General features: G+C 66.8%; 21 protein-coding genes. 12 read left to right on the top strand and 9 right to left on the bottom strand.

Annotated elements, in window-relative coordinates; translation table 11 throughout:
* The first annotated feature begins 2 nt into the window (after positions 1 to 2).
* Entirely contained in the window at positions 3 to 1,208 is a 1,206-nt protein-coding gene (locus ACZ5PO_RS28515; RefSeq protein ID WP_464185560.1) for an alpha/beta fold hydrolase, read from the top strand.
* A gap of 243 nt (positions 1,209 to 1,451) precedes the next feature.
* On the opposite strand, the gene ACZ5PO_RS28510 is transcribed toward ACZ5PO_RS28515, so the two are convergent.
* Positions 1,452 to 3,071, bottom strand: a complete 1,620-nt coding sequence (locus ACZ5PO_RS28510) for a DUF1254 domain-containing protein (RefSeq protein WP_464185558.1) — start codon at positions 3,069 to 3,071, stop codon at positions 1,452 to 1,454.
* 114 nt (positions 3,072 to 3,185) lie between these two features.
* On the opposite strand from ACZ5PO_RS28510, the gene ACZ5PO_RS28505 reads away from it, so the two are divergent.
* Complete coding sequence (locus ACZ5PO_RS28505) at positions 3,186 to 4,286, top strand: AraC family transcriptional regulator (RefSeq protein WP_464185556.1); 1,101 nt, start codon at positions 3,186 to 3,188, stop codon at positions 4,284 to 4,286.
* A gap of 429 nt (positions 4,287 to 4,715) precedes the next feature.
* On the opposite strand, the gene ACZ5PO_RS28500 is transcribed toward ACZ5PO_RS28505, so the two are convergent.
* From ACZ5PO_RS28500 to ACZ5PO_RS28465, 8 genes are all read right to left on the bottom strand, one after another.
* The gene (locus tag ACZ5PO_RS28500) at positions 4,716 to 5,627 is read right to left on the bottom strand and encodes a GGDEF domain-containing protein (protein ID WP_464197084.1); all 912 of its coding nucleotides are present in this window, start codon (positions 5,625 to 5,627) and stop codon (positions 4,716 to 4,718) included.
* A gap of 722 nt (positions 5,628 to 6,349) precedes the next feature.
* Positions 6,350 to 6,880 carry a dihydrofolate reductase family protein gene (locus ACZ5PO_RS28495; protein ID WP_464185555.1) on the bottom strand — a complete coding sequence of 177 codons (531 nt, stop codon included), beginning with the start codon at positions 6,878 to 6,880 and terminating at the stop codon, positions 6,350 to 6,352.
* 274 nt (positions 6,881 to 7,154) lie between these two features.
* Positions 7,155 to 7,757 carry a hypothetical protein gene (locus ACZ5PO_RS28490; RefSeq protein WP_464185554.1) on the bottom strand — a complete coding sequence of 201 codons (603 nt, stop codon included), beginning with the start codon at positions 7,755 to 7,757 and terminating at the stop codon, positions 7,155 to 7,157.
* Positions 7,758 to 8,122: 365 nt separating this feature from the next.
* The gene (recQ, locus tag ACZ5PO_RS28485) at positions 8,123 to 9,961 is read right to left on the bottom strand and encodes a DNA helicase RecQ (RefSeq protein ID WP_464185553.1); all 1,839 of its coding nucleotides are present in this window, start codon (positions 9,959 to 9,961) and stop codon (positions 8,123 to 8,125) included.
* Positions 9,962 to 9,963: 2 nt separating this feature from the next.
* Entirely contained in the window at positions 9,964 to 10,923 is a 960-nt protein-coding gene (locus ACZ5PO_RS28480; RefSeq protein WP_464185552.1) for a GDP-mannose 4,6-dehydratase, read from the bottom strand.
* Positions 10,924 to 10,927: 4 nt separating this feature from the next.
* On the bottom strand, positions 10,928 to 11,908 hold the full coding sequence (locus ACZ5PO_RS28475; protein WP_464185549.1) for a GDP-mannose 4,6-dehydratase: 981 nt from the start codon (positions 11,906 to 11,908) through the stop codon (positions 10,928 to 10,930).
* A gap of 143 nt (positions 11,909 to 12,051) precedes the next feature.
* Positions 12,052 to 13,275 carry a glycosyltransferase family 2 protein gene (locus ACZ5PO_RS28470; protein WP_464185547.1) on the bottom strand — a complete coding sequence of 408 codons (1,224 nt, stop codon included), beginning with the start codon at positions 13,273 to 13,275 and terminating at the stop codon, positions 12,052 to 12,054.
* The gene (locus ACZ5PO_RS28465; protein ID WP_464185545.1) at positions 13,272 to 13,592 is read right to left on the bottom strand and encodes a hypothetical protein; all 321 of its coding nucleotides are present in this window, start codon (positions 13,590 to 13,592) and stop codon (positions 13,272 to 13,274) included. The genes ACZ5PO_RS28470 and ACZ5PO_RS28465 overlap by 4 nt, the downstream gene beginning before the upstream one ends.
* Before the next feature lie 316 nt (positions 13,593 to 13,908).
* Here ACZ5PO_RS28465 and ACZ5PO_RS28460 point away from each other — a divergent pair, with 316 nt between their 5' ends.
* The 10 genes from ACZ5PO_RS28460 to ACZ5PO_RS28415 all read left to right on the top strand — a co-directional run bounded on the left by ACZ5PO_RS28460 (position 13,909) and on the right by ACZ5PO_RS28415 (position 23,949).
* Entirely contained in the window at positions 13,909 to 14,997 is a 1,089-nt protein-coding gene (locus ACZ5PO_RS28460) for a septal ring lytic transglycosylase RlpA family protein (RefSeq protein ID WP_464185543.1), read from the top strand.
* A 145-nt stretch (positions 14,998 to 15,142) separates the two neighbouring features.
* Complete coding sequence (locus ACZ5PO_RS28455) at positions 15,143 to 16,312, top strand: D-alanyl-D-alanine carboxypeptidase family protein (RefSeq protein ID WP_464185542.1); 1,170 nt, start codon at positions 15,143 to 15,145, stop codon at positions 16,310 to 16,312.
* Positions 16,309 to 17,001 (top strand): dTMP kinase, encoded by a 693-nt coding sequence (tmk, locus tag ACZ5PO_RS28450; RefSeq protein ID WP_464185541.1) that lies wholly within the window; start codon positions 16,309 to 16,311, stop codon positions 16,999 to 17,001. The genes ACZ5PO_RS28455 and tmk overlap by 4 nt, the downstream gene beginning before the upstream one ends.
* Positions 16,994 to 18,055, top strand: coding sequence for a DNA polymerase III subunit delta' (locus ACZ5PO_RS28445; protein ID WP_464185540.1), 1,062 nt, complete (start codon positions 16,994 to 16,996; stop codon positions 18,053 to 18,055). The genes tmk and ACZ5PO_RS28445 overlap by 8 nt, the downstream gene beginning before the upstream one ends.
* 169 nt (positions 18,056 to 18,224) lie before the next feature.
* On the top strand, positions 18,225 to 19,784 hold the full coding sequence (gene metG / locus ACZ5PO_RS28440) for a methionine--tRNA ligase (RefSeq protein WP_464185539.1): 1,560 nt from the start codon (positions 18,225 to 18,227) through the stop codon (positions 19,782 to 19,784).
* Positions 19,784 to 20,590, top strand: coding sequence for a TatD family hydrolase (locus ACZ5PO_RS28435; RefSeq protein ID WP_464197082.1), 807 nt, complete (start codon positions 19,784 to 19,786; stop codon positions 20,588 to 20,590). The genes metG and ACZ5PO_RS28435 overlap by 1 nt, the downstream gene beginning before the upstream one ends.
* Positions 20,587 to 21,390, top strand: coding sequence for an MBL fold metallo-hydrolase (locus ACZ5PO_RS28430; RefSeq protein ID WP_464185537.1), 804 nt, complete (start codon positions 20,587 to 20,589; stop codon positions 21,388 to 21,390). The genes ACZ5PO_RS28435 and ACZ5PO_RS28430 overlap by 4 nt, the downstream gene beginning before the upstream one ends.
* A 51-nt stretch (positions 21,391 to 21,441) precedes the next feature.
* Entirely contained in the window at positions 21,442 to 22,395 is a 954-nt protein-coding gene (locus tag ACZ5PO_RS28425) for a hypothetical protein (RefSeq protein WP_464185536.1), read from the top strand.
* 153 nt (positions 22,396 to 22,548) lie between these two features.
* Positions 22,549 to 22,683 carry a hypothetical protein gene (locus ACZ5PO_RS28420; RefSeq protein WP_464185535.1) on the top strand — a complete coding sequence of 45 codons (135 nt, stop codon included), beginning with the start codon at positions 22,549 to 22,551 and terminating at the stop codon, positions 22,681 to 22,683.
* A gap of 39 nt (positions 22,684 to 22,722) precedes the next feature.
* Positions 22,723 to 23,949: an ABC transporter substrate-binding protein gene (locus ACZ5PO_RS28415; RefSeq protein WP_464185534.1), complete on the top strand. Its 1,227-nt coding sequence runs from the start codon at positions 22,723 to 22,725 to the stop codon at positions 23,947 to 23,949.
* The last annotated feature ends 53 nt before the right edge of the window (positions 23,950 to 24,002 follow it).

Here is a 24,002-nt window from a genome sequence, read left to right as displayed (position 1 = left end):
ACATGACGATTCAAAAGGCTGCCCTTCTTGCGGTCGCCATTGCGTATTCGTGGCAGAGCTCCGCCTATGCAGAGAACCTGGAAGGTTTTGACCTTTCACTCGCGCAGAAGCCGCCATTTACCGTTACGGCATTTTACGACAGCCCGGACAACGTCTCGTCCCTGCCGGTCGGCAGCATCATTCGCAGTGAGCCGATTGACGCGCCGGCCGGCGCGTCCGCATGGCGCGTGCTCTATGTCTCGGAACGGTGGAACGGAGAGCACGTTCCGGCAAGTGGCATGGTGGTTGCGCCAAAGCAGACGGGAGACAAAATCCTCCGCCCAGTCGTGTCGTGGCAGCACGGCACGACGGGCGCGGCCCGTGGGTGTGCACCGTCACTTGCTCCAAACCCTGTCAGGGAGCTCGCACAACGCGGCGAATTTGTCATCGACATCGGCATCCCCTTCCTGGCCGATTGGCTCGCGAAGGGATACGCGGTTGTTGCCCCTGACTATGCGGGACTGGGCTCGAATGCCGTTCACCACTACGTCGTTGGCGAAGATGCCGGGCGTGACGTTCTCAATTTGTTGCGCGCGGCCCGAACCATCAGCGAAGCGAGCATTGGCAACGATGTTTCGCTATTCGGCTGGTCCCAAGGTGGGCAGGCTACGTTGTTTGCGGGCGAAATTGCGCCTGGCTATGCACCCGAAAACAAGATCCGCTCGATCGTAGCTCTAGCTCCTGCTTCCACTATTCTGAAGCCGGATGCGGAAATAAACGCATTCTTCAAAGCGAAAGTGCCATATCCGCTGATCCTCGGCCAGAGCTACCTGGACGCTTACAAGCTCGATAAAAATCTGTTTACGGCCGAAGGGCAAAAGCTTCTGGAGGCCGCCCGGAAGACGTGTGTGGTGGGAGTGTTCGGTGAGGTCGCGAACGCCAAGGAGCCTGCCGTAACCGCAAACCTTACGGATTTCAAAGATTGGACGGCGGCTTTGGGCCGCAACAATGCCGGCTTCAAACAGTCCGCACCTGTCTTCGTCGTCCAAGGACTTGACGACAAGATCGTTCCGGCCGTGGACACGAGAGGCTATGCCGAGCGCGCTGCGACCGCGGGAACGGCCGTCACGGTCAGATGGGTCGGGCATGCTGGTCATCGTGACCTCTTTGACCGCGCGAAGGATGACATCATCGATAGGGTCGCGGCTGGCTTTCGAAAGGCAGAATAATCCCGGGGCCATCCGGAGCTAATCCCGTCGCCGCCCACGGCCTAGGGCGATAGCCCTAGGCCGCATTGTTACGTCCCCAAGCCGGCCTGAAACGCCTCTGCGAGTGATAGCGAATGGAAGGCTGGCCGCTCAAATCGCATTGCCACGGTGCACACCACCTCGGCGGATGGCGCGTATACGGTGGGTTGACGACAAGTCCACCAGCCCACCTTGGTATACCGACCGCCGTCTCGGCGTATCAGTTCACCTCACCGGCTCGACTTGCTCAATCTCGCTCGGACGCCAGCTCTTGTCGAAGAATGACGGAAGGGGGCTGTAGAGGCGCAAGAGCGTGAACCAGCCCTTCTCCGGATCGGTCTGAATCCAGTTGCCGCGAGCGACGCCCTTCGGCTGGGTGGGACCGAAAAAAATCGTCGTGACACCGTCGGTCGCCGCCTCGGCGGCAGGCGAAGGATAGTTTTGGCTGCCGGCACGCGGATATTTCTGCGGTGTCTGCAACATCGAGCGTGTCTGGTTGTCATACAGCGTGAAGGACCAGAACGCCTCAGCTGGAATGCCCTTAGGCAGGGCCACCTTGTAGGTCTTCGCGCCGTCGAACGGCTTGCCGTCGGCGTCGAGGAAACCCATCAGATATTGCGAGCCGACGCCGGGGATGCGCATGATCATGCCCGGCGAGTCCAGCGTGTAGCCGTAGTAGAAGGCCGTGCGGGAATCCAGGGTGCGGGCGCCGGTCGGCGGCAGGGGCTTGAACATGCCCTTCTCGAACAGCGGCGGCGGCGTCTCGAAGGAAGCGCCGCCTTCCCACAGCATGTTGCCCCAATGCGAGCCTTCATAGTAGGCCCACTCTGGATGCTTCATCGCAAAGCGCCAGTTGAGCGCCCGGCCCGTCGCCTGTCCGACCGCGGCTGCATCGGACAGAATCTTCTTCATGCGATCGTCCGGCTTGAATGGTTTGCCGTGCACGATCCCGATCGCGGCGAGCTGGCCGGCCAGTTCCACGTCGTAGCTGGTGGCGGGCTCGTTCTGAACGTTCTCGTTGATCAGCTCGAAAAAGCGAAAGTCGCTGGGCGGGATCGTGTTGAACGAGCGGCCGGACGCCTCGATGAACTTCGTCTCGGGAATTTTCGGCTCGCCAGCAATCCGCACGGTCCCGTCGAGGGCCTGGGCGATGCTGGTGCCGAAGGCACCAGGCTGGTAGGGATAGACCTTCATGTTGCGCTTGATGTTCTCGACGGCCGGCTTCGGGTCGTTACCGACCAGATTCGCACGCGAGGCATACAGTGCGAAATTCGTCTTCGCACGAGCGATGAAGTAGCCGCCTTCGGGCAGCGGCCCGTTATAATCAGGGCCGACGATAAGGTACTTCCCGCCGAGGCCGCGATCGGGCCCGGGCGCCCCGATGTCGATGACCCAGGAGAACCACATGTCGTTGATCGTGCCGATGCCGCGCGACGGCTGCTCGATCACCATTGGGCCTTTGCTCAGGTCGAGCCCGGTAAAATAGTAGACCGTGTCGGCATTCGCGGTCAGAAACAGCGAACTGGAGTCCATCAAGTCGGAGAAGATGACGACATCGCCGGGCTTGGCGCCGATGTCTTGAACACCCTTGACGATGGCGAGAGCTGACGCACCCCGGAAGCTGTTGTTGTAGACATTGAGCGCACGGGTGAAGTCCAGCGTGTCGTAGATCTTCTGCGCCGCTTCCGTTGTCGGTACCCCATCGCGAAACTCGAGCTTTCCTGCACGGGTGTCGATCGCGCTTGGCGCTGACAGCGATTTGACGGTTTCGGTGGAAACGTCAGCAAGGGTAGGACTGGCCGCGAGAATGAAGGCAACGCCGCTGACCAAAGCTCGGTGGATCATCGTTCGATCCCTTTCATAATTTCGTGGTGATTTGGGTGCATTCGACAACCCTTAGGCGTGCGTGTTGGTTAGGCGGCAGTTCCCCATCGCCCCACACAGATATCCGAGACTCTTATGAATTCGGCTTCTCAGCTCGCCACCCATTTTGCGCCAACGGTCGGGATATTGGCATCAGGTACCGAGGGCAACGCACCGCCGGTGATCTCGGTCATGGCGATGGCCGGTGTATCCGCCTTTGTGCGCGAGGCGTTCGGAGACAGGGTTCTGCGACGGGTCAACCAGGCGACGATGCTCGACATCGAATCGATTGAGCACCTCGACTGCTTCATTCCACAAGCCACGACGACGACCTTTCTCGACGCCGTCGAACGGGGTGCGGGCGAACCGAACCTCGGACTGCTGTTCGTGCCGGAGGTGTCGATGTCCAACCTCGGCCTCTGGGGCGAGTACGTCCTCGCAGCCGATACGCTGCACGCCGCCATCGTCCGCGCTGCATCCACGCTGGACCATCATTGTAGCGGCGACCGGATCGAGCTCTCGGTCGCCAGCGGGGTGGCGCGGGTTTGCTATGTCAGCGCCGTGCGCGGCCGGCCGGGCTACACCCATCTCGCCAGCGGCATCGCGGCCTCGCTGCTCAGCCTGCTCCGTTCCTTCCTCTCGCCCGTCTGGCGACCCCGGATGATCGAACTGGACATTCCGCGCCCGCGCTCCTTGACGCCTTTCGAGGACGCCTTCTGTTGCCCGGTCGCATTCGACGCTGCCGGCGTTTCGATCCATTTCGACGCGCACCTTCTCGGTCGACCTGCGGTGCGGCATGCCAACGCGCGCCTGATCACGCTCGAAGATATCGCCCGCGGCCGACTTGCGCCGGCGAATCTCGACAACTTCCTCGACGTGGTCGTCGCGCAGATATGGGCGCAGGTCCTTGCCGGTGTGGCGTCGGTCGAGAGCGCAGCACGGGCGCTCGACACCAGCGTCCGGTCGCTACAGCGCGCGCTCAACCGGGAAGGTGCCGATTTCCGCACGCTGACGAACGTGATCCGCGTTCAGCGCGCCCGCGAGCTGCTGGAAGGAACCCGGGCTTCGATCACCGAGATTTCCGCCGCGCTCGGCTATTCGGCCCCGGCCCACTTTGCTCGCACATTTCGGAAGGCGACGGGGGTGGCGCCACAGGAATTCCGACGGCACGTCTGGTCGGCTGGCGCAGCCACATGAGGACGAGGGGCGCGAGGCCGCCAGGACAAAGCAGGACAAGCCTTATCCCTCACAATCACGCGTCGGTACCGCGCACGCACTCGCTCGCTCCAACCGGCGATCACGGGAGGGCTACAGCGCAGGAGTATTGCCCGGCTTCATCGTTCAAGGTCCGCCATTTCAGTCCTTGATTGGGCACGCCAATGGTCGCCGATGTCCGCCCTCAGGCAGCAACGAACGTCCTCAGTAGGTGTGGCGCGCAAGATCGGATGCTAGCGTGTGCCGCCCCGGCGAGATAAGCTCGATAGCCGCGTCCATGGTCGTGCTCGCCGCCCCAATAGGGCAGGTCGAGGAAGAACAGGGTGTGCCGCCGATCCCAGCGCTCGATGAAGGCCTGCCAGTCGAGGCGCTCGATCCATACCGCCGGTCAACTCGACCGGAAGATCGAGCCTATCCAACCTGTCGGATGCAATCGCGCCCTTCGCTTTTCGCCTGGTAAAGCGCGCGGTCGGCACGATCCATCAACGCTGGAAGGCCTTCGTCATCGCGTGCAACTGTGATCCCGAAGCTCGCCGTCGGCGTGAATTCGTCCGAAACGATACCGGGCGCCACCTCCTTGAATGCGGACCGAGCTGCTTCGGCTAGGAGGCGCGCAGCGATGGCCTGTCCCTGCGGAAGCAGTACCGCGAATTCCTCGCCGCCGAGGCGGGCGATGATCGCATCACGAGGAGCCTTGTCCTTGAGAATTTTTGCGAAGGTTCGGATGATTCTGTCGCCGCTGATATGTCCGAAGCGGTCGTTGATCGACTTGAAGTGATCGAGGTCGCTCAGGATCATCGCGACCTGTGCGTCGGTCGTTCGCCGCGCCAGTGAAGCGCGCGCGCGCGCTTCAAACCCGCGTCGATTGAACAATCCAGACAACACATCAGTCTGCGCTTCCGACTTGATGCCGTCCATGACATCGACGGCGATGATCGCGAAAATCGCTACCGCCAGCGTCGAGCAAATGAGAGCATCCGAGATCGAGACGATCAGCCAATAAGCTCCTTCGATCTGGTCGGTGGCGATGCCGGGAACCTGGAAAATCAGGGGACGAAGAAGGAAACCCAGACATGCAATGGCGATAAGGCCGAAAAGCAGTTGCTCGACCGGGGTCCGATCAGGAAGTCTTGCAACGTCGACCAGCATCAGGAGGCAGACTGCGGCGAGCCCCAAATTGAGGATGGCAGCCCGTGCCGCCAGGCTTGGTTCTACGAACTGATAGACATAGAGAGCCACCAGCGAAATCGCGCCAATGGTGAACAGGATGCCATACCGAGGCCGCTGTCCGAGCCGGTTGGACAGCGCAACGGACAACAGCATCGTGGCCAACAGGATGAGCGAGTTAGCCAGCAGCCGCAGCGCCGGAGCTTCCCGAGAAAAGGCGAAATAGAGGATGCCAAAGCGCGAGCAAGGATACGCAAAATATTGCCGACATCGCAGGATTCAGCAGTCCGACGACGGTCTCATAGCTCATAACTGATCGATCAGGGCGACCAACTCGCTGCTCCCGCCTCCTCCAACGAGGATCGAGATTGCAGGAAAGCCAGTAAATCCCAGGTGAATTTCGCCCATGCGGACTATGGTCGGGGCGCAAAGCCCCAAAGCCGCATCGGCGAAGTCGGCATCGCATCGTCAGCAGGCCGTGCGTGCCCCGGACATGACCGCCTCAAAGTCATAGTTAGGAGGGGATTGGAGGACTGACCGCGGCGTCGCGGGCGCTCCAGGGTAAATTCCGCCTAGCTTGCACGAGCATGAGGCGCGGGACACGCCTCCGCATGCTGGCGCTGGCCGCCGCTGAGACTGACGCCCGATCATCGGCCAAGCGGCAGGGTCGCCCACCGGCGCCGCGCCCCGGCTGGTCCCCCGCAGTTGGCGGAGAGCCTCTGCCAGGCTTTGTAGACGTAATTGCCGTCGATCACCGCATTCCACCAAGCGGGTATAGCGAACCGCCTGTTCTACGCTGTCTCGGAGACCAGTTCAGCGCAATCACGCAGCTTACGACCCCAAGCGGACCTGACGCGTCGGTGCAGTCCGTCGGGCGGCTAAGCAGGAACGTATGTCAGCCTAACCGTGTCCTCGCCGATTAGGTCGCTGGCCACGAGGCGAAGCGCCGGCCGGGGGCCGGCAAAGAATGGCTTGCCGCGACCAAGCACGACGGGGTGGAAGTAGAGTCGATACTCATCGATAAGACCAAGGTCGGTTAGGCTTCCGGCCAGGTCCGGGCCGGAAACTGCAATCTCTCCGACAAGCCGAGCCTTCAGGCCACGTATCACCGCCTCGATGTCATCCGCGACAAGTGTGGCATTGGGGCCGACCGACTTCAACGAACGCGACACGACCCACTTCGGTTGGCGTCGCCACGCCGCCGCGAATTCGTGATGCTCCGCACTCCATTCAGGACGGTCTTCGTCCCAATAGCGCATGGTCTCGTACATGCGGCGCCCGTACACGCTGCCGGTCAGGTCGCGCACGTGCTCTATCCAGTGACGAAAGAGCACGGGACTGGGCGCAAATTCCTGGTGATCGACATAACCGTCCAAGGACTGGTTCATTCCGAAGACGATCTTTGCCATGCTGCCAAATCTCCGTCCCAAGAGCTTCACGATATTATGAACAGAGTGATCCAGACAGTGGAGTTGGCCGCAAGCTCCGTGCCGCGTTGTCGGTTTGACGAAGAACGAGATGCCTGTCTACTGTCCCTAGGGCGACCAGGTGTGCGTCGTCGCCGGCCGGAGTCTGCCGACCGCGGCGAGGACGGCCACGACCGCTATGGCCAGACCCTCGCGGCAGGCGCGCATCTGGCCGCCGGCTAGCTGGAACCGGTAGCGCTCCAGCTGCGGTCCGCTGTCACGGCTTGGCGCCGATCTTGATATGGATGGCGTTGGCGCTTTCATCCCGATCCGGGACGGGTTTCGCGATGGCGGTCAATCCCTCGTTCCGCAACGTGTCCAAAAGGACGGCGGCTGGCTTGCCAGCGGCTCCCCAGTCCGACTGCCGCGAGGCGGCGATCTGCACTTCGACCCCCTTGAGCACGACGATGCCGGCCACCGGCTTTCCTGGCGGGACATAGCCATGGCCGTGTGCAACCGGCAGTCTCTTCCAGCCAGCCGTATCGAGCGCTTTTCCGATGTCTTCCGTCAAGGCGACAGCTTCGGGGTCGAGCTCGACCGAGAAGTCGAACGGAGTGCCATGAAATTCCTTCAGGGTCTCCGCGATCCGCTGTTGAGATGCAGGGCCGATGCTCCTCGGGCTATCGGCCCACCATTCCAGGCCACAGCCGATCAGGACGAGCACCGCAAATGTGATCCCCAGTCCTCGCTCCCAAGCCCCCTTCGTAATTCCGAGAACCAAAAGAGCGACTTCGCCGCTCAACCCTATCAGAAGCAATATTTCCCCGATTTGTCTCATGGAGCTGAAGAGAATAAGGGAAAAAGCGGCTGTATTTAACAATCAAACGTCTCCAGATCGCAGAGGTCGCACCGCTCGTAGCCGTGGCAAGAGATGCCCGCAACAGGCGCGGGAGCAACGGAACAACCGACCTTCTGCCTACCTGTCATCGGGATGACAAGAGATCAATTTGAAGCGTTACGGTCTGGCCTGCAGTCAGCGTCTGCCGGGCTCGGGCGAATCGAGAGCGCCCCCCGGCGAAAGGCCCGGACACGAGTTGAAGCCGGAGGGTATCGTCGACCGGCTTCGGGCGGCGCGCACCCGCGCATTTGATTCCCGTTTGATAGTCTTCGAAGCAGCTCTTCGCGGCGCGACGCTCGTCGACTGGACGGCCGATCTTGACGATGCCCCCTTCCGCGGGCGGCCCGTCAGGCCGAAGCGCCGGCTTGGTGCCGGACAATCGCATCGAGAAACAGCGCGCCGAACTCCTTGAGCTTGGCACCGCCGACGCCGTTGACCGCGGCGAAGGCGTCCAGGTCGCGCGGCTGGCGCTGGGCCATGTCGATGAGGCTGCGATCGGAGAAGATCACATAGGCCGGCACCTGGCGCTCGCGGGCGAGCTGCAGCCGCAGCGCCTTGAGCGCGGCCAGCAGCCCAGGGTCGACATCCTCGGCGCCGGCACCCGGTGCGGACGCGGGGCGCGTCTTGCCCCGTTCGCCGCGGCGCGGCGCGTCGATCCGATACTGGAACGCTCCCTCGCCGCGGCCGAGTCCATGGCCCTTCTCGGTGATGGCGAGGCCACCATAGCCCTCCAGGTCGAGCCGCAGGAAGCCTGCGGCGACGAGCTGGCGGATCAGCGACTGCCACACGTCCTTCTTGTGCGCCGCTCCGGTTCCGAAGGCGGCGAGCCGCTCATGGCCTCTGTCCAGCACCTTCTGCGTCTGGTGGCCGAGCAGCACGTCGACGACGTGGGCGGTACCGAAGCGCTGGCCGGTTTGCGCAACGGCGGCCAGGATGAGGCGGGCCTCTGCCGCGCCGTCGGCGTGGGAGGCCTGGTCGAGGCAGTTGTCACAGTTGCCGCAGGGCGATGCGTGCTCACCGAAGTAACTGAGCAGGGCCTGGCGGCGGCACTGCGCCGTCTCGCAAAAGCCGATCAGCGTGTCGAGGCGGCCGTGGGCGCGCCGCTTGTGCTCGGGGGAGGTGTCCTCGCTTTCGATGAACTGCCGGCGCATGCGGATGTCGTCGAGCCCGTACAGCATGTGCGCCTCGACCGGCCGGCCGTCCCGCCCGGCGCGGCCGATCTCCTGATAGTACGCCTCCAGGCTGCCCGGCAGATCGGTATGGAAGACATAGGCGACGTCCGGCTTGTCGATGCCCATGCCGAAGGCAATGGTCGCCACCATCACCACGCCCGCCTCGCTCATGAAGCGGTTCTGGTTGGTGTCGCGCGCCTCCTTGTCCATGCCGGCGTGGTAGGGCAGGGCGCGCACGCCGTGCTCGACGAGGAAGGCTGCCGTCTCCTCCGTCTTCTTGCGCGACAGGCAGTAGACGATGCCGCTGCGGCCGGCCTGACCCTCGACAAAGCGCAACAATTGGCGCCGGCCCTCCCGCCGCGGCTCGACGATGAGCTTGATGTTGGGCCGGTCGAAACCCAGCACCAGGGTCTCGACGCGGTCGGCGAACAGCCGGGCGGCGATGTCGGCGCGGGTGGCTTCGTCGGCCGTGGCCGTCAGCGCGATGATCGGCACCCGCGGGAACAGATCGCGCAGCCGCGCCAGGTCCTCGTACTCGGGCCGGAACGCCGGGCCCCATTGCGAGATGCAGTGGGCCTCGTCGATGGCGATGAGGCGGACGTCGAGCCTGGCGAGGGCCGCCAGCATCCGCTCGGTCATCAGCCGCTCGGGCGCCAGGTAGAGCAGGCGCGTCTGGCCGGACGCCACACGCCGCCACGCGGCCACGTTGGTCTCGCGGTCGAGCGAAGAGTTGATCGTGTCGGCGGCGACGCCCGCGAGCCGCAGCGCGGCGACCTGGTCCTGCATCAGGGCGACGAGCGGCGACACCACGAGGGCGAGCCCGCCCAGCACCAGCGCCGGCACCTGGTAGCAGAGCGACTTGCCGGCGCCGGTCGGCATCACCGTGAGCACGTGGCGCCCGGCCAGCAGCGCCTCCATGGCAGCGGCCTGCCCGGGACGGAAATCGTCGAAGCCGAACACGTCCTTCAGGACGCGCCGCTTGGGATCCTGCACGTCCGCGGAGGCCTCGGCCACGATCACGCTCCCACCGCCAGCCGCCGTGTCCAGTCGTCCAGGATCGACCTGACGGTATCGTGCCAGTCGATCTCCGGCCGCCAGCCAAGGGCCGCACGCAGGGCGCCGCCGTCTCCGGCCATGCGGGGGATTTCGCTCGGCCGCTGGCGCTGCGGATCCGGCTGTACCTCGAACGCGCATCCCGCCACGTCCCGCAGGTCGTCCAGGATCGACCCGATCGGGCGCGGCAGGCCGGACGCCACGTTGAAGGTGGCGGCCGCCGGCAGCGCGTCGCTGCGCAGGATGATCTCGCCGTAGGCGCGCGCGACGTCGCGCACGTCGAGGAAGTCCCGCTCCGCCGACAGGTTGCCCACATGCAGCACCGGCGGGGCAAGCCCCAGCTTGATGCGCGCCACCTGGGCGGCGAAGGCGGGAACGACGAAGCGCTCGTCCTGGCCCGGGCCCGTGTGGTTGAACGGCCGCACCACCACCAGGCGGCCGCGGTCGGCCAGGATGTCGCGGGCCGCCGTCTCGGCTGCCGCCTTGGTGTGGGCGTAGACCGTCGCCGGATCGAGTGGCGCACCCTCGTCCAAAGGAAGGCCGGCGAGAAAAGATCGGCCGTAGACCTCGGCGGTGGAGACGGACAAGAGCATGCCGCCCGCCGCTTCCGTGGCGACGGCCTCGGCCACGTTGATCGTGCCGGACACGTTGGCCTGCCAGGCGGAGCCCGGCCGGCGCGCCGCGTCGGGTGGCGAGGCCAGGCCCGCCAAATGCACCGTATGGGTGGGCCTGAGCGCACGCACCGACGCCCGGACGGCGGCCGCGTCGGTCACGTCGAGCAGCCCGCACGGCATATCCGGCGGCAGGGTCGGAAACGTGGTGGTGAATACCTCGTCGCCGGCCGGCAGCACGGCCCTCAGCGTGCCCGCCAGATGACGGCCGACGAAGCCCGCGCCGCCGGTGATGAGGACTCGCCGCGCCATGGTCCTACGCTGCCGCCTTGAGGCGGACGAGATCGGCGTCGACCATCTCGGTGATCATCGCCTCGAGTGTCGTCGTCGCCGTCCAGCCGAGCTTTTCCTTCGCCTTGGCCGGGTCGCCGAGCAGGACGTCGACCTCCGCTGGCCGGAACAGCGCCGGATCGATCACCAGGTGCGCGGCCATGTCGAGGCCGACGTGCTCGAACGCGATCCGGCACATGTCGCGCACGGTCACGCTGCGGCCGGTCGCGACAACGTAGGTGTCGGGCTCGTCCTGCTGCAGCATCAGCCACATGGCTTCCACATAGTCGCGTGCGTGGCCCCAGTCGCGCTTGGCGTCGATATTGCCGAGCCGCAGCTCGCTGGCCAGTCCGAGCTTGATGCGGGCGACGCCGTCGGTGACCTTGCGGGTGACGAACTCGATGCCGCGCAGGGGCGATTCATGATTGAAGAGGATGCCGCAGGAGGCATGCACGCCGAAGCTCTCGCGGTAGTTGATCGTCATCCAATGGGCATAGAGCTTGGCCACCGCATAGGGGGAGCGTGGATAGAACGGCGTCGTCTCGCGCTGCACCGCCTCCTGGATGCGACCGAACATTTCCGATGACGACGCCTGGTAGAAACGCGCGTCCGGCCGCACCAGGCGAGCCGCCTCGAGCACGTTCACGGCGCCGAGTCCCGTGATCTCGCCGGTCAGCAGCGGCTGCTGCCAGGACGTCGCGACGAAGGATTGCGCGGCCAGATTATAAATCTCGTCCGCGGCGCTCTCCTGCACCGCCCGTGCGATGCTCGACAGGTCGAGCAGATTGCCGTCGATGATGCGCACGGCCTTGGCGATGCCGAGCCAGCGCAGGCGGTGGTCGTCGACACCCGCGTGGCTCGATCGCCGCACCAGGCCGTACACGTCGTAGCCCTTGCCCAGCAGCAGTTGGGCGAGATAGGCACCGTCCTGCCCGGTGACGCCGGTGATGAGGGCGCGTTTGGGCATTCACGGAATCCTTCTGATCTGCCGGGGAGTCGGTCCAGGCACGTGTGGCGCGGGGCGTCCGGCGCCGCGATGCCCCTTGCGCCGGCGGCCGTCGAGACGGCGCGGCAAAGCCGATGGAGCGCGTGGCCAGACCAACGCCGCCATCATAGAACTGACGTCGCGCGCTGCACATGGTCGAGCAGGCGCCGCATGTCCGCCGACTGCGGCCCCGAGGCAGCCTCGACGGAGAGCCCGCCGCCCGGCCGGGCCGCCAGCACCAGTTCGGTATCGCCTGGATAGCGGCTTCCGGCGCCGGCCCGCTCCACCGAGAAGGCGTTCAGCTGCGCTCCGGCCCGTTGCGCCAGGGTGAGGATCCTGCATCGGCTGCACGCCTCGTCTGCGACCAGGATGACGTGACCCTGCCGGCTGACCTCTCCCGCCAGGCGGATGATCGTCAGCCATTCCGCCGTGTCCGCAACGAGGCCCGGGCCGCGCAGGGCCACCCGGGGCCGATCGTCGCGTGCAGGCGGCTCGGCCGTCCAGCGCACCGGCTCGATGGCCGGCATGGCGACATCGTCGAAAAGCCGGCGGCCGACGTAGGAGCCCCACCTCGACACGAACTTGTCGTGGTTGCGGCCGATCAGCGCCATCAGCCGCTCCTCGTCCCAGACCGAGCGCGAGGTCGAATTCTCGTCGTGGATGACGATCACGTCGGCGCACAGGTAGGTGTAATAGCCGAGCGCGCGGATGCGGAAGAGCAGATCGACATCTTCGTAATAGGCCGGGTCGAACATCGGATCGAAGCCGCCGGCGGCGAGAAACAGGTCGCGACGGAGCAGCAGGCAGGCGGCCGAGCAATAGTCGACGATATGAGCGCCATGGGCCGAGATCCGGTCGACCGCAAAGCCGGTCTTGCCATGCTGGATCGTCCACCCCTCCGGGTCGACGTAGCCTCCCGCCTCCTGCAGGCGCCCGCCGGGATAGACGAACTTGGGGCCGACGGCGCCGGCGGCGTAGGCCCCGTCGAGCAGGCGCAGCAGCGGTTCCAGGTAGCCGGGCGTCAGCTCGATATCGTTGTTGATCAGGATGATGCGATCACCCCGCGCGGCCTCGACGCCGACGTTGTTGGCCTCGCCGAAGAACAGGTTGGCGTTGAGCTCGATAAGCCGCACGCCGTCGCGGGCGACGATGTCCCTCAGGGCCGAGATCTGGTCCGGTGAGCTGCCGTTGTCGACGACGACGATCTCGAATTGGACCCCGCGCGTGTGCGTCGCAATCGAATCAAGGCACTGCCGCGTGAGGTCCGAGCCGTTCCAGTTCACCACGATGAATGAGATCTGCACCGGGACCGGATCGCGGTCGCCGACCGACTGCGAGGCGTCGTTCATGGGGTATCCCGGGCGGCCGATGCACGGCGCGTGGCGGCATCCCGTCCGGAGCCGCCGGCTGGCACCACGGGCAGGCGAAGGCGCGCCGCGAGACCACGCATCTGGTCGACGACGCCGCGAAGCCACGCGACGGCCTGCTCGCAACGTGACAGCCTCTTGGGCGCAGCCGCCCGCTGTTGCGCAACGAGCGCAATGGCCAAGTTGGCCAGCGCTTCGGCACGCGCCAGCCGCTCCCTGGGATCGTCGGCCGCTGCCGCCGGACGGAGTGGCGCCGCCCTTGCAGCCGCCGCGGCCTGCGTGCCGCCGCTCACTTGCACGGCAACCTCCTCATGGTCGAAGGCTCCCGCCTCTACCTCCGAGACTAGAATGGTTCAACCCCAAATCGGGCGGTCCGTGGCCGACGTCGGCGGGCCACAAACCGGCCCATGCCGCAAATCCGCCACAAAAGGGCCTTGCGTTGCACCCCGAGCGCGAGCGGTACGGGCCCTGTGTCGAACGGTCCGGCCATTCCACGGCGCCAAGTGCGCCAGCGATGTGCCGAAACGGGGGCAGAGCGAACCGATGCGATCGAACCGGCCTGCGTCCCGACGAAAGCGATCGATCCGAGCCGGCTCTTCCAACCCATCATCGGCCTTGGCGAAACTGCTGGGGGTCACGGCCATCGGCCTGCTGACCGCCAACTGCGCCAGCCAGCTCGAGCGTCAGGTCCAGCTTCAGGCCGAGCGCAACCAGGCCAAGTACGGTGTGGCGCCCGGCTATCGCGGCACCGGCTTGGCCAAGGGCGGCGGTCGCTCGATGGTCGGCAACAGCTATCGCGTCGCCGGCAGGACCTACACGCCGGCGGTCGACCCGGACTACACCGCCGTCGGCCTTGCCTCCTGGTACGGTCCGGGGTTCCACGGCCGGCGCACCGCCAACGGCGAGATCTTCGATCGGCATTCGTTTGCCGCCGCCCATCCGACCTTGCCGCTGCCGAGCTACGTGCGGGTGACCAATCTGGCCAACAACCGCTCGATGGTGGTGCGGGTGAACGACCGCGGCCCGTTCCATGGCAGGCGCATCATCGACGTCTCCCAACGCACCGCCGAGGCGCTCGAGTTCCGCCACGTTGGAACCGCGCGGGTGAAGGTCGAGTACGTCGCCCCGGCCGAGGTCGACGGCAGCGACGACGACAAGCTGCTGGCCACCCTCGACGCCGGCAATGCCCCCGGATCCGGCAACGGCGCGTCGTCTGCTCCCGTCATGGTGGCGAGCGCCGCGGCCGAGCCGGCCACCACCGCGCGGACGCCAGGCGAAGCCCAGGCCGCGCCTGCCAGCGAGGCGGACGGACCGCCGCCAACGGCTGCCAGGCCGGTTCTCCTGGCCAGCACTGCATCGCCGGCGCGGGGCGAGGGGGCCGCGGCATCGCTCGTTCCGCTGGCCGCGGCGGCCGACGCCGATGCTGCCGGGACGAGCGCCGCAGGCGAGGATGAAGCCGGGCAAGCTGCCGCTCTGCCGCGTCGCAATGCGCCTTTGCCCCCCGAGCGGCCGGGAGACGCATCCGCCGCCGCAGGTGATGACGATTCAGGCGGCAGCTCGGTCGCAAGGACCGGCTCGCTCGCGCCGGTTGGGGCCGCGGCCGGCATCGCCGCTGCTGCGCCGGCTGCCGACGATCGCAACGCGTTTGCGGCTTTGCTCAAGAGAGTCGCCGCCAGTCCGTCCACCGCCGCGCAACGGCGCTGAGCCGACTTGTTGCCATCTCGTCGCGTCAACCACACATTGGCGCCATGACGGGAGTTCGGGCGCCATGACGGGAGCTCGCATATCCGGACCGGCCGCCGGGCCGTGGCGGCGCGTTGCGGCGGCAACTGCGCTCGTGCGGTTGTGTGTGGTTGCACTGGCTCTCGCCGTCGCGCCCGCGATGCCGCTCGCCGTCGCGCAGCCGTCCAAGGAAGCCAGCTTCCAGTCCGCCGCGCAATACGCCTTGCTGGTGGACGATGCGACGGGCGCCGTCCTCTACGAGAAGGCTGCTGACGAGCCGTTCGCGCCCGCCAGCATGACCAAGATCATGACTGCCGCGGTGGTGTTCGAGGAGCTGCGCGCCGGGCGGCTTCGGCCCGACACGGAGTTCCGCGTGTCCGAGAATGCCTGGCGCAAGGGCGGCGCGCCGTCGGGCGGCTCGGCCATGTTCGCGGCGCTCGGTAGCCGCATCCGGGTCGACGACCTGCTGCGCGGCCTGTTGGTGCAGGCCGGCAACGACGCCGCCATCGTGCTCGCCGAGGGGATTGCCGGCAGCGAGGCGAATTTCGCCGGCTTGATGAACAAGCGGGCGCAGGAGCTCGGCCTGACCAAGTCGTTCTTCGTCAATGCGACCGGCCTGCCGGATCCCAAGCAGCGCATGTCGGCCCGCGATCTGGTGCGGCTGGCGAAGTTCGTCATCGCCGAGCACCCCCAGGAATACGCCTATTTCGCCGAGCGGGAGTTCACCTGGAGCAAGATCCGGCAGCTCAATCGCAATCCGCTCATCACCATGGACGTGGGCGCCGATGGCCTGTCGACGGGCTACACGGAGGAGGGGGGCTACGGCCTCACCGGCTCGGCGGTGCAAAACGGCCAGCGGCTGATCGTCGTCGTCGGCGGCCTCAAATCGGTGAAGGACCGGTCTAACGAGAGCCGCAAGCTGCTCGACTGGGGCTTCCGCTTCTTCGAGGCCAGGGAGCTGTTCGCGGCGGCCGCGCCCGTCGGCGAGGCGGAGGTGTTCGGCGGCGCCAGCGGCGGCGTGCCCCTGACCGCCAAGACGCCGGTGACGCTGCTGACGCCGCGGGGCAGCACCGACAAGATCGTCGTGCGAATCGTCTATAAAGGTCCGCTGGTGGCGCCGGTCGAGGCGAACAAGGAGGTCGCGCGCTTGGTCGTCATGCGGGGCGATATCCAGGCCTTGGAGCTGCCGCTGTACACCCAGGCCGCCGTTCCCCAGGGGAGTCTGCCGGCCCGTGCCGTGGACGCGGCAGTCGAACTCAGCACCGGCTTCATCCGGCGGGCGTTCAAGAAGATATGAGCAGGTCAGGCCGAGGCCGATTCATCACGTTCGAAGGCGGCGAGGGCGCCGGCAAGTCGACACAGCTGCGTCGGCTGGCGGACGACCTGCGCGCCATGGACGTCGACGTGGTGCTGACGCGGGAGCCCGGCGGCTCGCCTCGTGCCGAGGAGATTCGCGCCTACCTGCTGGCCGGCCATGCTCGCGATCTCGGCCCCGCCGCCGAAGCGGTGCTGTTTTCCGCCGCGCGCCTCGACCATATCGACCGCCTGATCCGGCCGGCGCTCGATCGCGGCGCATGGGTGCTGTGCGACCGCTTCGCCGATTCCACCCGCGCCTACCAGGGCGCCCTCGGCGATCTCGACGAAGGCTTGATCGACGCACTTGAACGCGTCGTCGTCGGCGGCATGCAGCCCGACCTCACCATCATCCTCGACATTGCGGCCCAGGTGGGCCTCGCACGCGCCGCCGCGCGCCGCGGCGGCGACGCCGTGCCGGACCGATTCGAGGCCGAGGGCATCAGCTTCCATACCAGGCTGCGGACGGCTTTCCGGGTCATCGCGGAGCGGCATGCCGACCGCTGCGTCGTGGTCGACGCGGACCAGGACGAGGACGAGGTCGCGAGGGAGATCGCCGAGGTCGTCCGGCAGCGGTTCGAAGAGCTGCTCGCGCCCGCCGATGCTTCGATCGGGCTGCGCCGCAATGGCTGACGTCGACGGCGCCCCGCCGGATCAGGTCGCCGGAGCGCCGCATCCGCGCGAGCAGGCTTCGCTGTTCGGACATGCCCAGGCCGAAGCGGATTTTCTGCGGGCCTACCGCGCGGGACAGCTGCACCATGCCTGGCTGATCGGCGGGCCGGGCGGCGTCGGCAAGGCCACCTTCGCCTACCGGGCAGCGCGCTTCCTGCTGGCGCATCCGGACCCGGCCGCAGCCACGGCGGCCGTCGACCTCGGCGTGGCGCCCACCCATGTCGTCGCCCGGCAGGTGGCGGCGCTGTCCCATCCCGACCTCGCGGTGGTCCGGCGCGGGCCGCGCAAGGACGGCAAGGGCTTCTCCGCCGAGATCGCCGTCGCCGACGTGCGGCGTGCGCTCGACCTCTTCGGCAGCACGGCGGCCGGCTACCGCATCTGCATCGTCGATGCCGCCGACGACCTGAACGCCTCCAGCGCCAACGCGCTGCTCAAGGCCGTCGAGGAGCCGCCGCCGCGCTCGGTCATCTTCATCGTCGCCCACGCCCCGGCCCGCGTGCTGCCGACCCTGCGGTCGCGCTGCCGCCGTCTTCTGCTGCGACCGCTCGGAGCCAACGACGTCTCGCTGGCCGTCCGCAGCCTGGGCGAGCCGTGGACCGCCACGGCCGATGCGGTGGTGAGCCAGGCGGCGGCGCTATCGGGCGGCTCCGTCGGGCGAGCTCTTTCACTGCTCGACGCCGACCGCATCGCGCTGATCCACCGCGTGCAGGGACTGCTCCAGCGCTTGCCGGACCTGGAGCTGGAGACGCTCTATCGCCTCGCGGACGAGGTCTCGCGGCGCGACAGCACGCCCGAGTTCGAGGCCTTGCGCGAGACGCTGGCGGACTGGCTCGCCGAGCGGATCCGTGCGCAAGCCGGCCAAGGGGCCCGTCGCCTTGCCCCTCTGGTGGAGGCTTGGGAGAAGAACGCCCGCGCAGCACGTGAGGCCGAGGCCCTCAACCTCGATCGCAGGCCTCTCGTGATCTCGTTGTTCGGCGATCTCGCTGACGCCATGCGGCAGGCGACGGCGGTCTGAGGGCGCCGAATGCCTCCCAAACGTCCGGCGCAGGCGCCGGCAGGGGGATCCGCAGTGCGATCAAGCCGCTATACTGCGCGGTCAAGGAGCTATAACGGTACGTCCGGCGACGCCCAAGCCGCGCCGTCTCGGCCCGTCGTCCCCCCATCGTCTCAGCGTTGAACCACCCATGGCCGCCCGTCCGACCTTCTACCTTACCACCGCGATCTCCTATCCGAACGGCGCGCCGCATATCGGCCACGCGTACGAGGCTGTGGCAGCCGACGCGATCGCCAGGTTCAAGCGCCTCGACGGCTACGACGTCTTCTTCATGACCGGCGTCGACGAGCATGGGCTCAAGATGACGCAGACGGCCGCCAAGCTCGGCGTGACGCCCAAGGAGCTGTCGGACCGCAATACGGAGCTGTTCGCCGCCATGTGCGACAGCCTCGCCGTCTCGTACGACCGCTTCATCCGCACCACCGAGCCGGCGCATTTTGCGTCGACCCAGGAGCTCTGGCGGCGGATGGAGGCGGCCGGCGACATCTACCTCGACACCTATGCCGGCTGGTACTCGGTGCGCGACGAGGCGTTCTACGACGAGAGCGAGACGACGCTCGCCGACGGCGGCCAGCGGCTCGGGCCGCAGGGCACGCCGGTCGAGTGGACGGAGGAGAACACCTACTTCTTCCGCCTCGCCAAGTACCAGGATCGGCTGCTCGAGCTCTACGAGCGCGTACCGGACTTCATCGGCCCGGACTCGCGCCGCAACGAAGTGATCAGCTTCGTCCGCGGCGGCCTGCAGGACCTGTCCATCTCGCGCACCACGCTCACCTGGGGCATTCCGGTGCCGCAGGCGCCGGGCCACGTCATGTACGTGTGGGTGGACGCGCTGACCAACTACATCACCGGCGTGGGCTTTCCCGACGAAAGCGCGCCGAACTGGCGCTACTGGCCGGCCGATGTGCACATCATCGGCAAGGACATCACGCGTTTTCATGCCGTGTACTGGCCGGCGTTCCTGATGTCGGCCGGCATCGAGGTCCCCAAGCGGGTGTTCGGCCACGGCTTTCTGCTCTCGCGCGGCGAGAAGATGTCCAAGTCGGCGGGCAACGTCGTGGGACCGCAGGATCTGGTGGCGGCCTACGGCACCGACCAGCTGCGCTACTTTTTCCTGCGTGAAGTCCCCTTCGGTCAGGACGGCAACTACAGCCACGAGGCGATCGTCGGGCGCATCAATGCCGATCTCGCCAACGACCTGGGCAACCTGGCGCAACGCTCGCTGTCCATGGTCGCCCGCAACTGCGGCGGCCGGGTGCCGGCGCACGGCGTCGAGGGCGATGCCGAACGGGCGCTGCTGGAGGCGGCCGACGGCCTCTTGCAGAAGGCGAGGGCCGCGATCCAAAGCTTTGCAGTTCATACGATCCTTGCCGACATCTGGGCGGTCGTGGCGGACACCAACCGCTATTTCGCGGCGCAGGAGCCGTGGACGCTACGCAAGACCGACCCGGCACGGATGGAGACCGTGCTCTACGTGACCGCCGAGGTGCTGCGCAACGTCGCCATCCTGGCGCAGCCGGTGACCCCGGAGGCCGCCGGCAAGCTCCTCGACCTGCTGGCCGTGCCCGCCGGCGCCCGCGATTTCGCGCACCTGGGCGAGGCCGGCCGCCTCACCTCGGGGACCGAGCTGCCGCAGCCGCAGCCGATCTTCCCGCGCTATGTGGAATCTGAGGCGGGAAGCGCGCCGTGATGCTCGTCGACAGCCACTGCCACCTCGACTATTTCACCAACGATCTCGCCGAGGTGCTTGCACGCGCTGAGCATTCCGGCATTGGCCGGATGGTGTCGATCTCGACCCACGTGCGCAAGGCCGCGACCTACCGGGCCCTGGCCGAGGGCAACCCGCGGATCTTCTTCACGGTGGGCACCCATCCCCACCACGCGGGGGAAGAGGCTGACGTCACCACCGCGGAGATCGTCGCCCTGTCGGAGCACCCGCGCTGCGTCGGCATCGGCGAGGCCGGCCTCGACTACTTTTACGATCGCAGCCCCCGCGACGTGCAGGCTCAGGTGTTCCGCACCAACATCGCCGCCGCCCGCCAGACGGGGCTGCCCCTGGTCATCCACGCCCGCGACGCCGACGCCGACATGATCGCCATCCTCCAGGAGGAAATGGAGAAGGGCGCCTTCAAGGCGCTGCTGCACTGCTTCTCGTCCGGCGCGGCGCTCGCGGAAGCGGGTGTCGCCCTCGGGCTCTACGTCTCGTTCTCGGGTATCCTGACGTTCAAGCGCTCGGGCGAGATCCGCCGCATCGCCGCCCAGGTGCCGCTCGACCGCCTGCTGGTGGAGACCGATGCGCCGTACCTGGCGCCGGAGCCGTACCGCGGCAAACGCAACGAGCCGGCCCACACGGCGCTGACGGCGAAGGTTCTCGCCGCCGTTCGCGGCGTCGACGAGGAGGACATCGCGCAGGTGACGACGGCGAACTTCTATCGGCTGTTCAGCAAGGCGGCCGAAGCGGATCGGGCCGCTGGCATGGAGCGGCCGGCGGCATGAGCCTGACGGTCACCATACTGGGCTGCGGCTCCTCCGCCGGCGTGCCGCGGGTGGGGCAGGGCTGGGGCGCCTGCGACCCCGACAACCCCAAGAACCGGCGGCGGCGCTGCTCGATCCTGCTCGAGCGCGCCAGCGCGGCGGGGCGCACCACGGTGCTCGTCGACATGTCCCCGGACCTGCGCGAGCAGCTGCTGGGCGAGCGTGTCGCCCGCATCGACGGCGTGCTGGTCACCCATGAGCACGCCGACCACATCCACGGCATCGACGATCTCAGGCCGCTCGCGCTGGTGATGCGCCGCAAGCTCGACGTCTGGGCCGACGACAAGACCGCGGGCTACCTGCTCGACCGCTTCGGCTATTGCTTCGAGACGCCGCCCGGCAGCTCCTATCCGCCGATCCTGACGCGGCGTCGTCTGGAGGTCGGCGTTCCCGTCAGCATCGATGGCGCCGGTGGCCCGATCGCAGCGCTGCCGTTCGACATGTTGCACGGCGATACCACGGCGCTCGGCTTCCGCATCGGCGATCTGGCCTACGCCAGCGACGTGCATGCCATGCCGCGGGAGAGCGTCGCCGTCCTGCACGGCCTGGACATGCTGATCATCGACGCGCTGCGCTACACGCGCCATCCCACGCATTTCAACCTCGACCAGGCGCTGGAGCTGATCGCCGAGGTCAAGCCCCGACGCGCCGTGCTGACCAATCTGCACACCGATCTCGACTACGACGTCCTAGCCGCGGAGATCCCCAACCACGTCGTCCCGGCCTACGACGGCCTGCGCATCGAGGTGGCCTATCCCTGAGGGGGATCTCTCTTCTAGCCGCCGCACATAAATAGAACCTGGGAGGAGAGCATGAGCCGCGCATTCACCACGGAGATCGTCGAGGTCGGCGACGCGATCGCGGGCCCGCTCAGGGGGCCGCGGCAGATGCTGGCGGCCCAGGAATACGACGATCACGCGTCGATCCATGACGATGCGACGGCGCAAAAGCTCGGCTTCAAGGGCGGCACGATCGAGGGCCCGACACACTTCAGCCAGTTCGCGCCGCTGGGCGAGGCCCTGTGGGGCCGGCGCTGGTTCGAGGAAGGGTGTCTGTCGGCGCACTATCGCAACCCCTGCTTCGAGGGGGAACGCGTACGGGCGTTCATGCGCAAGCCCGCCGCGGGCGCCACCCACACCTCCGTCTGGATGGAGAAGGAGGACGGCACCGAGGTGCTGCGCGGCTCGGCCTCCGTCGGCGGCGCCAATCCCCCGACGGCACTGGACGAGCGCCTGAAGACGCTGGCGGCTCCCGATCTGCTGGTCATCCTGCGGGACGTGAAGGTGGGCTGGACCAGCGGCCGCATCCCGCTGACGATGGGCCCGACCCAGAACATGGGAGCGCTCTACCCCTTCACCCTGGCCGACAAGCTCAAGGTGATCACCGAGCCGTCGTCCTGGTACGCGGCAGCGGCGGACTCGCCTTGGCAGCGAGCGATCATTCCGATCGAGATGATCAGCGTGCTGCTCGCCGCACCGCTCGAGGGGCGCATCCCCGCCCGCGGGCCGGCGGTCGGATTGTTCGCCGACCAGGAGATCCGGCTGATCAAGGGGCCGCTGTTCGTGGGCGAGCGCTACGAGATGGAGCGCGAGGTGGTCGCGCTCAGCGGCAGCCGCCGCACCGAAAGCGCCTGGCTGATCACCCGCCTCTACCAGCCGGGCGGCAGCGACGTGATCGCCACGATGCTGCTCAACACCGCCACGCTGAAGGACTCGTACGCCAACTACGACGTCGAGCGGCAGGAGCTCGAACGGGCCGGGGCATAGCGCCCCGGACGGGCTTCAACGGACCGCGCCGTGCATCGGCGGCGCTCCTCAAGGCATATCGAACATCGAACGGCGAGCACAAAGCGGCTTCGCCGGGGGCTGGCAGCGGCCCGTCTATCCGCCGGCCGGCACGGCTGCGCGGGAGGACGAGCCGTGCCCGATTTTGTCGCGCCCGATTTTTGCACGGATGCCGGCGGACAGGCGCTTGGTCGATTTGATGATTATAAAAATGAATTGATAGTATTAAAATTCAGGCTAGCTTTTTTCCACGTTCACGCCATGCTGTAGGAAACGATCGCCTTCCAGACAGATTGTGGGACCCAGCCAATGCCAACGCGCCGAACGGTTCTCTCCCTCGCATTGTCGTGCTGCGCGCTCGCGGCCACACCATACGTGTCAGGCGCCCGGGCCCAGGCCCAACCCACGATCAAGATCGGCGAGCTGAACAGCTACAAGTCTCAGCCGGCCTTCCTGGAGCCCTACAAGAAGGGCATGGATCTCGCCGTCGACGAGATCAACGCCGCCGGCGGCGTGGCCGGCCGCAAGCTGGAGCTGATCGTGCGCGACGACGGCGCCAATCCGGGCGACGCGGTCCGCGTCGCGGAAGAGCTCGTCACCCGCGAAAAGGTCGACCTGCTCGCGGGCACGTTCCTCTCCCACATCGGCCTGGCCGTCACGGAGTTTGCTGGAAAGCGGAAGGTCTTCTTCCTCGCCGCCGAGCCGCTGACCGACAAGATCACCTGGCAGAACGGCAACGCTTATACGTATCGCCTGCGCTCCTCGACCTACATGCAGGTCGCCATGCTGATGCCAGCGGCGATCGCCGCCAAGAAGAAGCGCTGGGCTCTGGTTTACCCGAACTTCGAGTACGGCCAGGCGGCCGCCTCCATCTTCAAGGAGCAGCTGAAAGCAGCCCAGCCGGACGTGGAGTTCGTGACCGAGCAGGCTCCGACGCTGGGTCGCATCGATGCCGGCGCGGTGGCGCAGGCCATCGACGATGCCAAGCCGGACGCGATCTTCAACGTCCTGTTCGCCGCCGATCTGGCCAAGTTCGCCAGGGAGGGCAACACCCGCGGCATCTTCAAGGATCGCTTGACCGTCAGCCTTCTGTCGGGAGAGCCCGAATACCTCGATCCGCTGCGCGACGAAGTGCCGGTCGGCTGGATTGCGACCGGCTATCCCTGGTACGCCATCGACACGCCCGAGCATAAGGCGTTCATCGAAGCCTACCGGCGCAAGTTCAACGACTATCCGCGTCTCGGCTCGATCGTCGGCTATTCGACGATCAAGTCGATCGCCGCGGGTGTCGCCAAGGCCGGATCGGCGGACACGGAGAAGCTGGTCAAGGCGTTCGAGAACCTGAAGGTGGATAGCCCCCTGGGGCCGTTCGAATACCGGTCCTGCGATCACCAGGCGACGATGGGCATCTACGTGGGCGAGCTGGCCTTGCGGGACGGCAAGGGCGTGATGGTCAACGCCAAGTTCGTCGACGGAAACACCGTGCTGCCATCCTGCGCCGAGGTGGCGAGCCGCCATCTGCGCCCGCAGAACTGAGCCCGTGCCGACGACAGGGGCGGGGGCTCTCGCGTCCGCGCCGACTGCCTTTA

It is taken from the genome of Chelatococcus sp. KU-N122 (genome assembly GCF_055391085.1).
The sequence above is the reverse complement of the archived record's forward strand: the minus strand, read 5'-3'. Positions and strand labels throughout refer to the sequence as shown.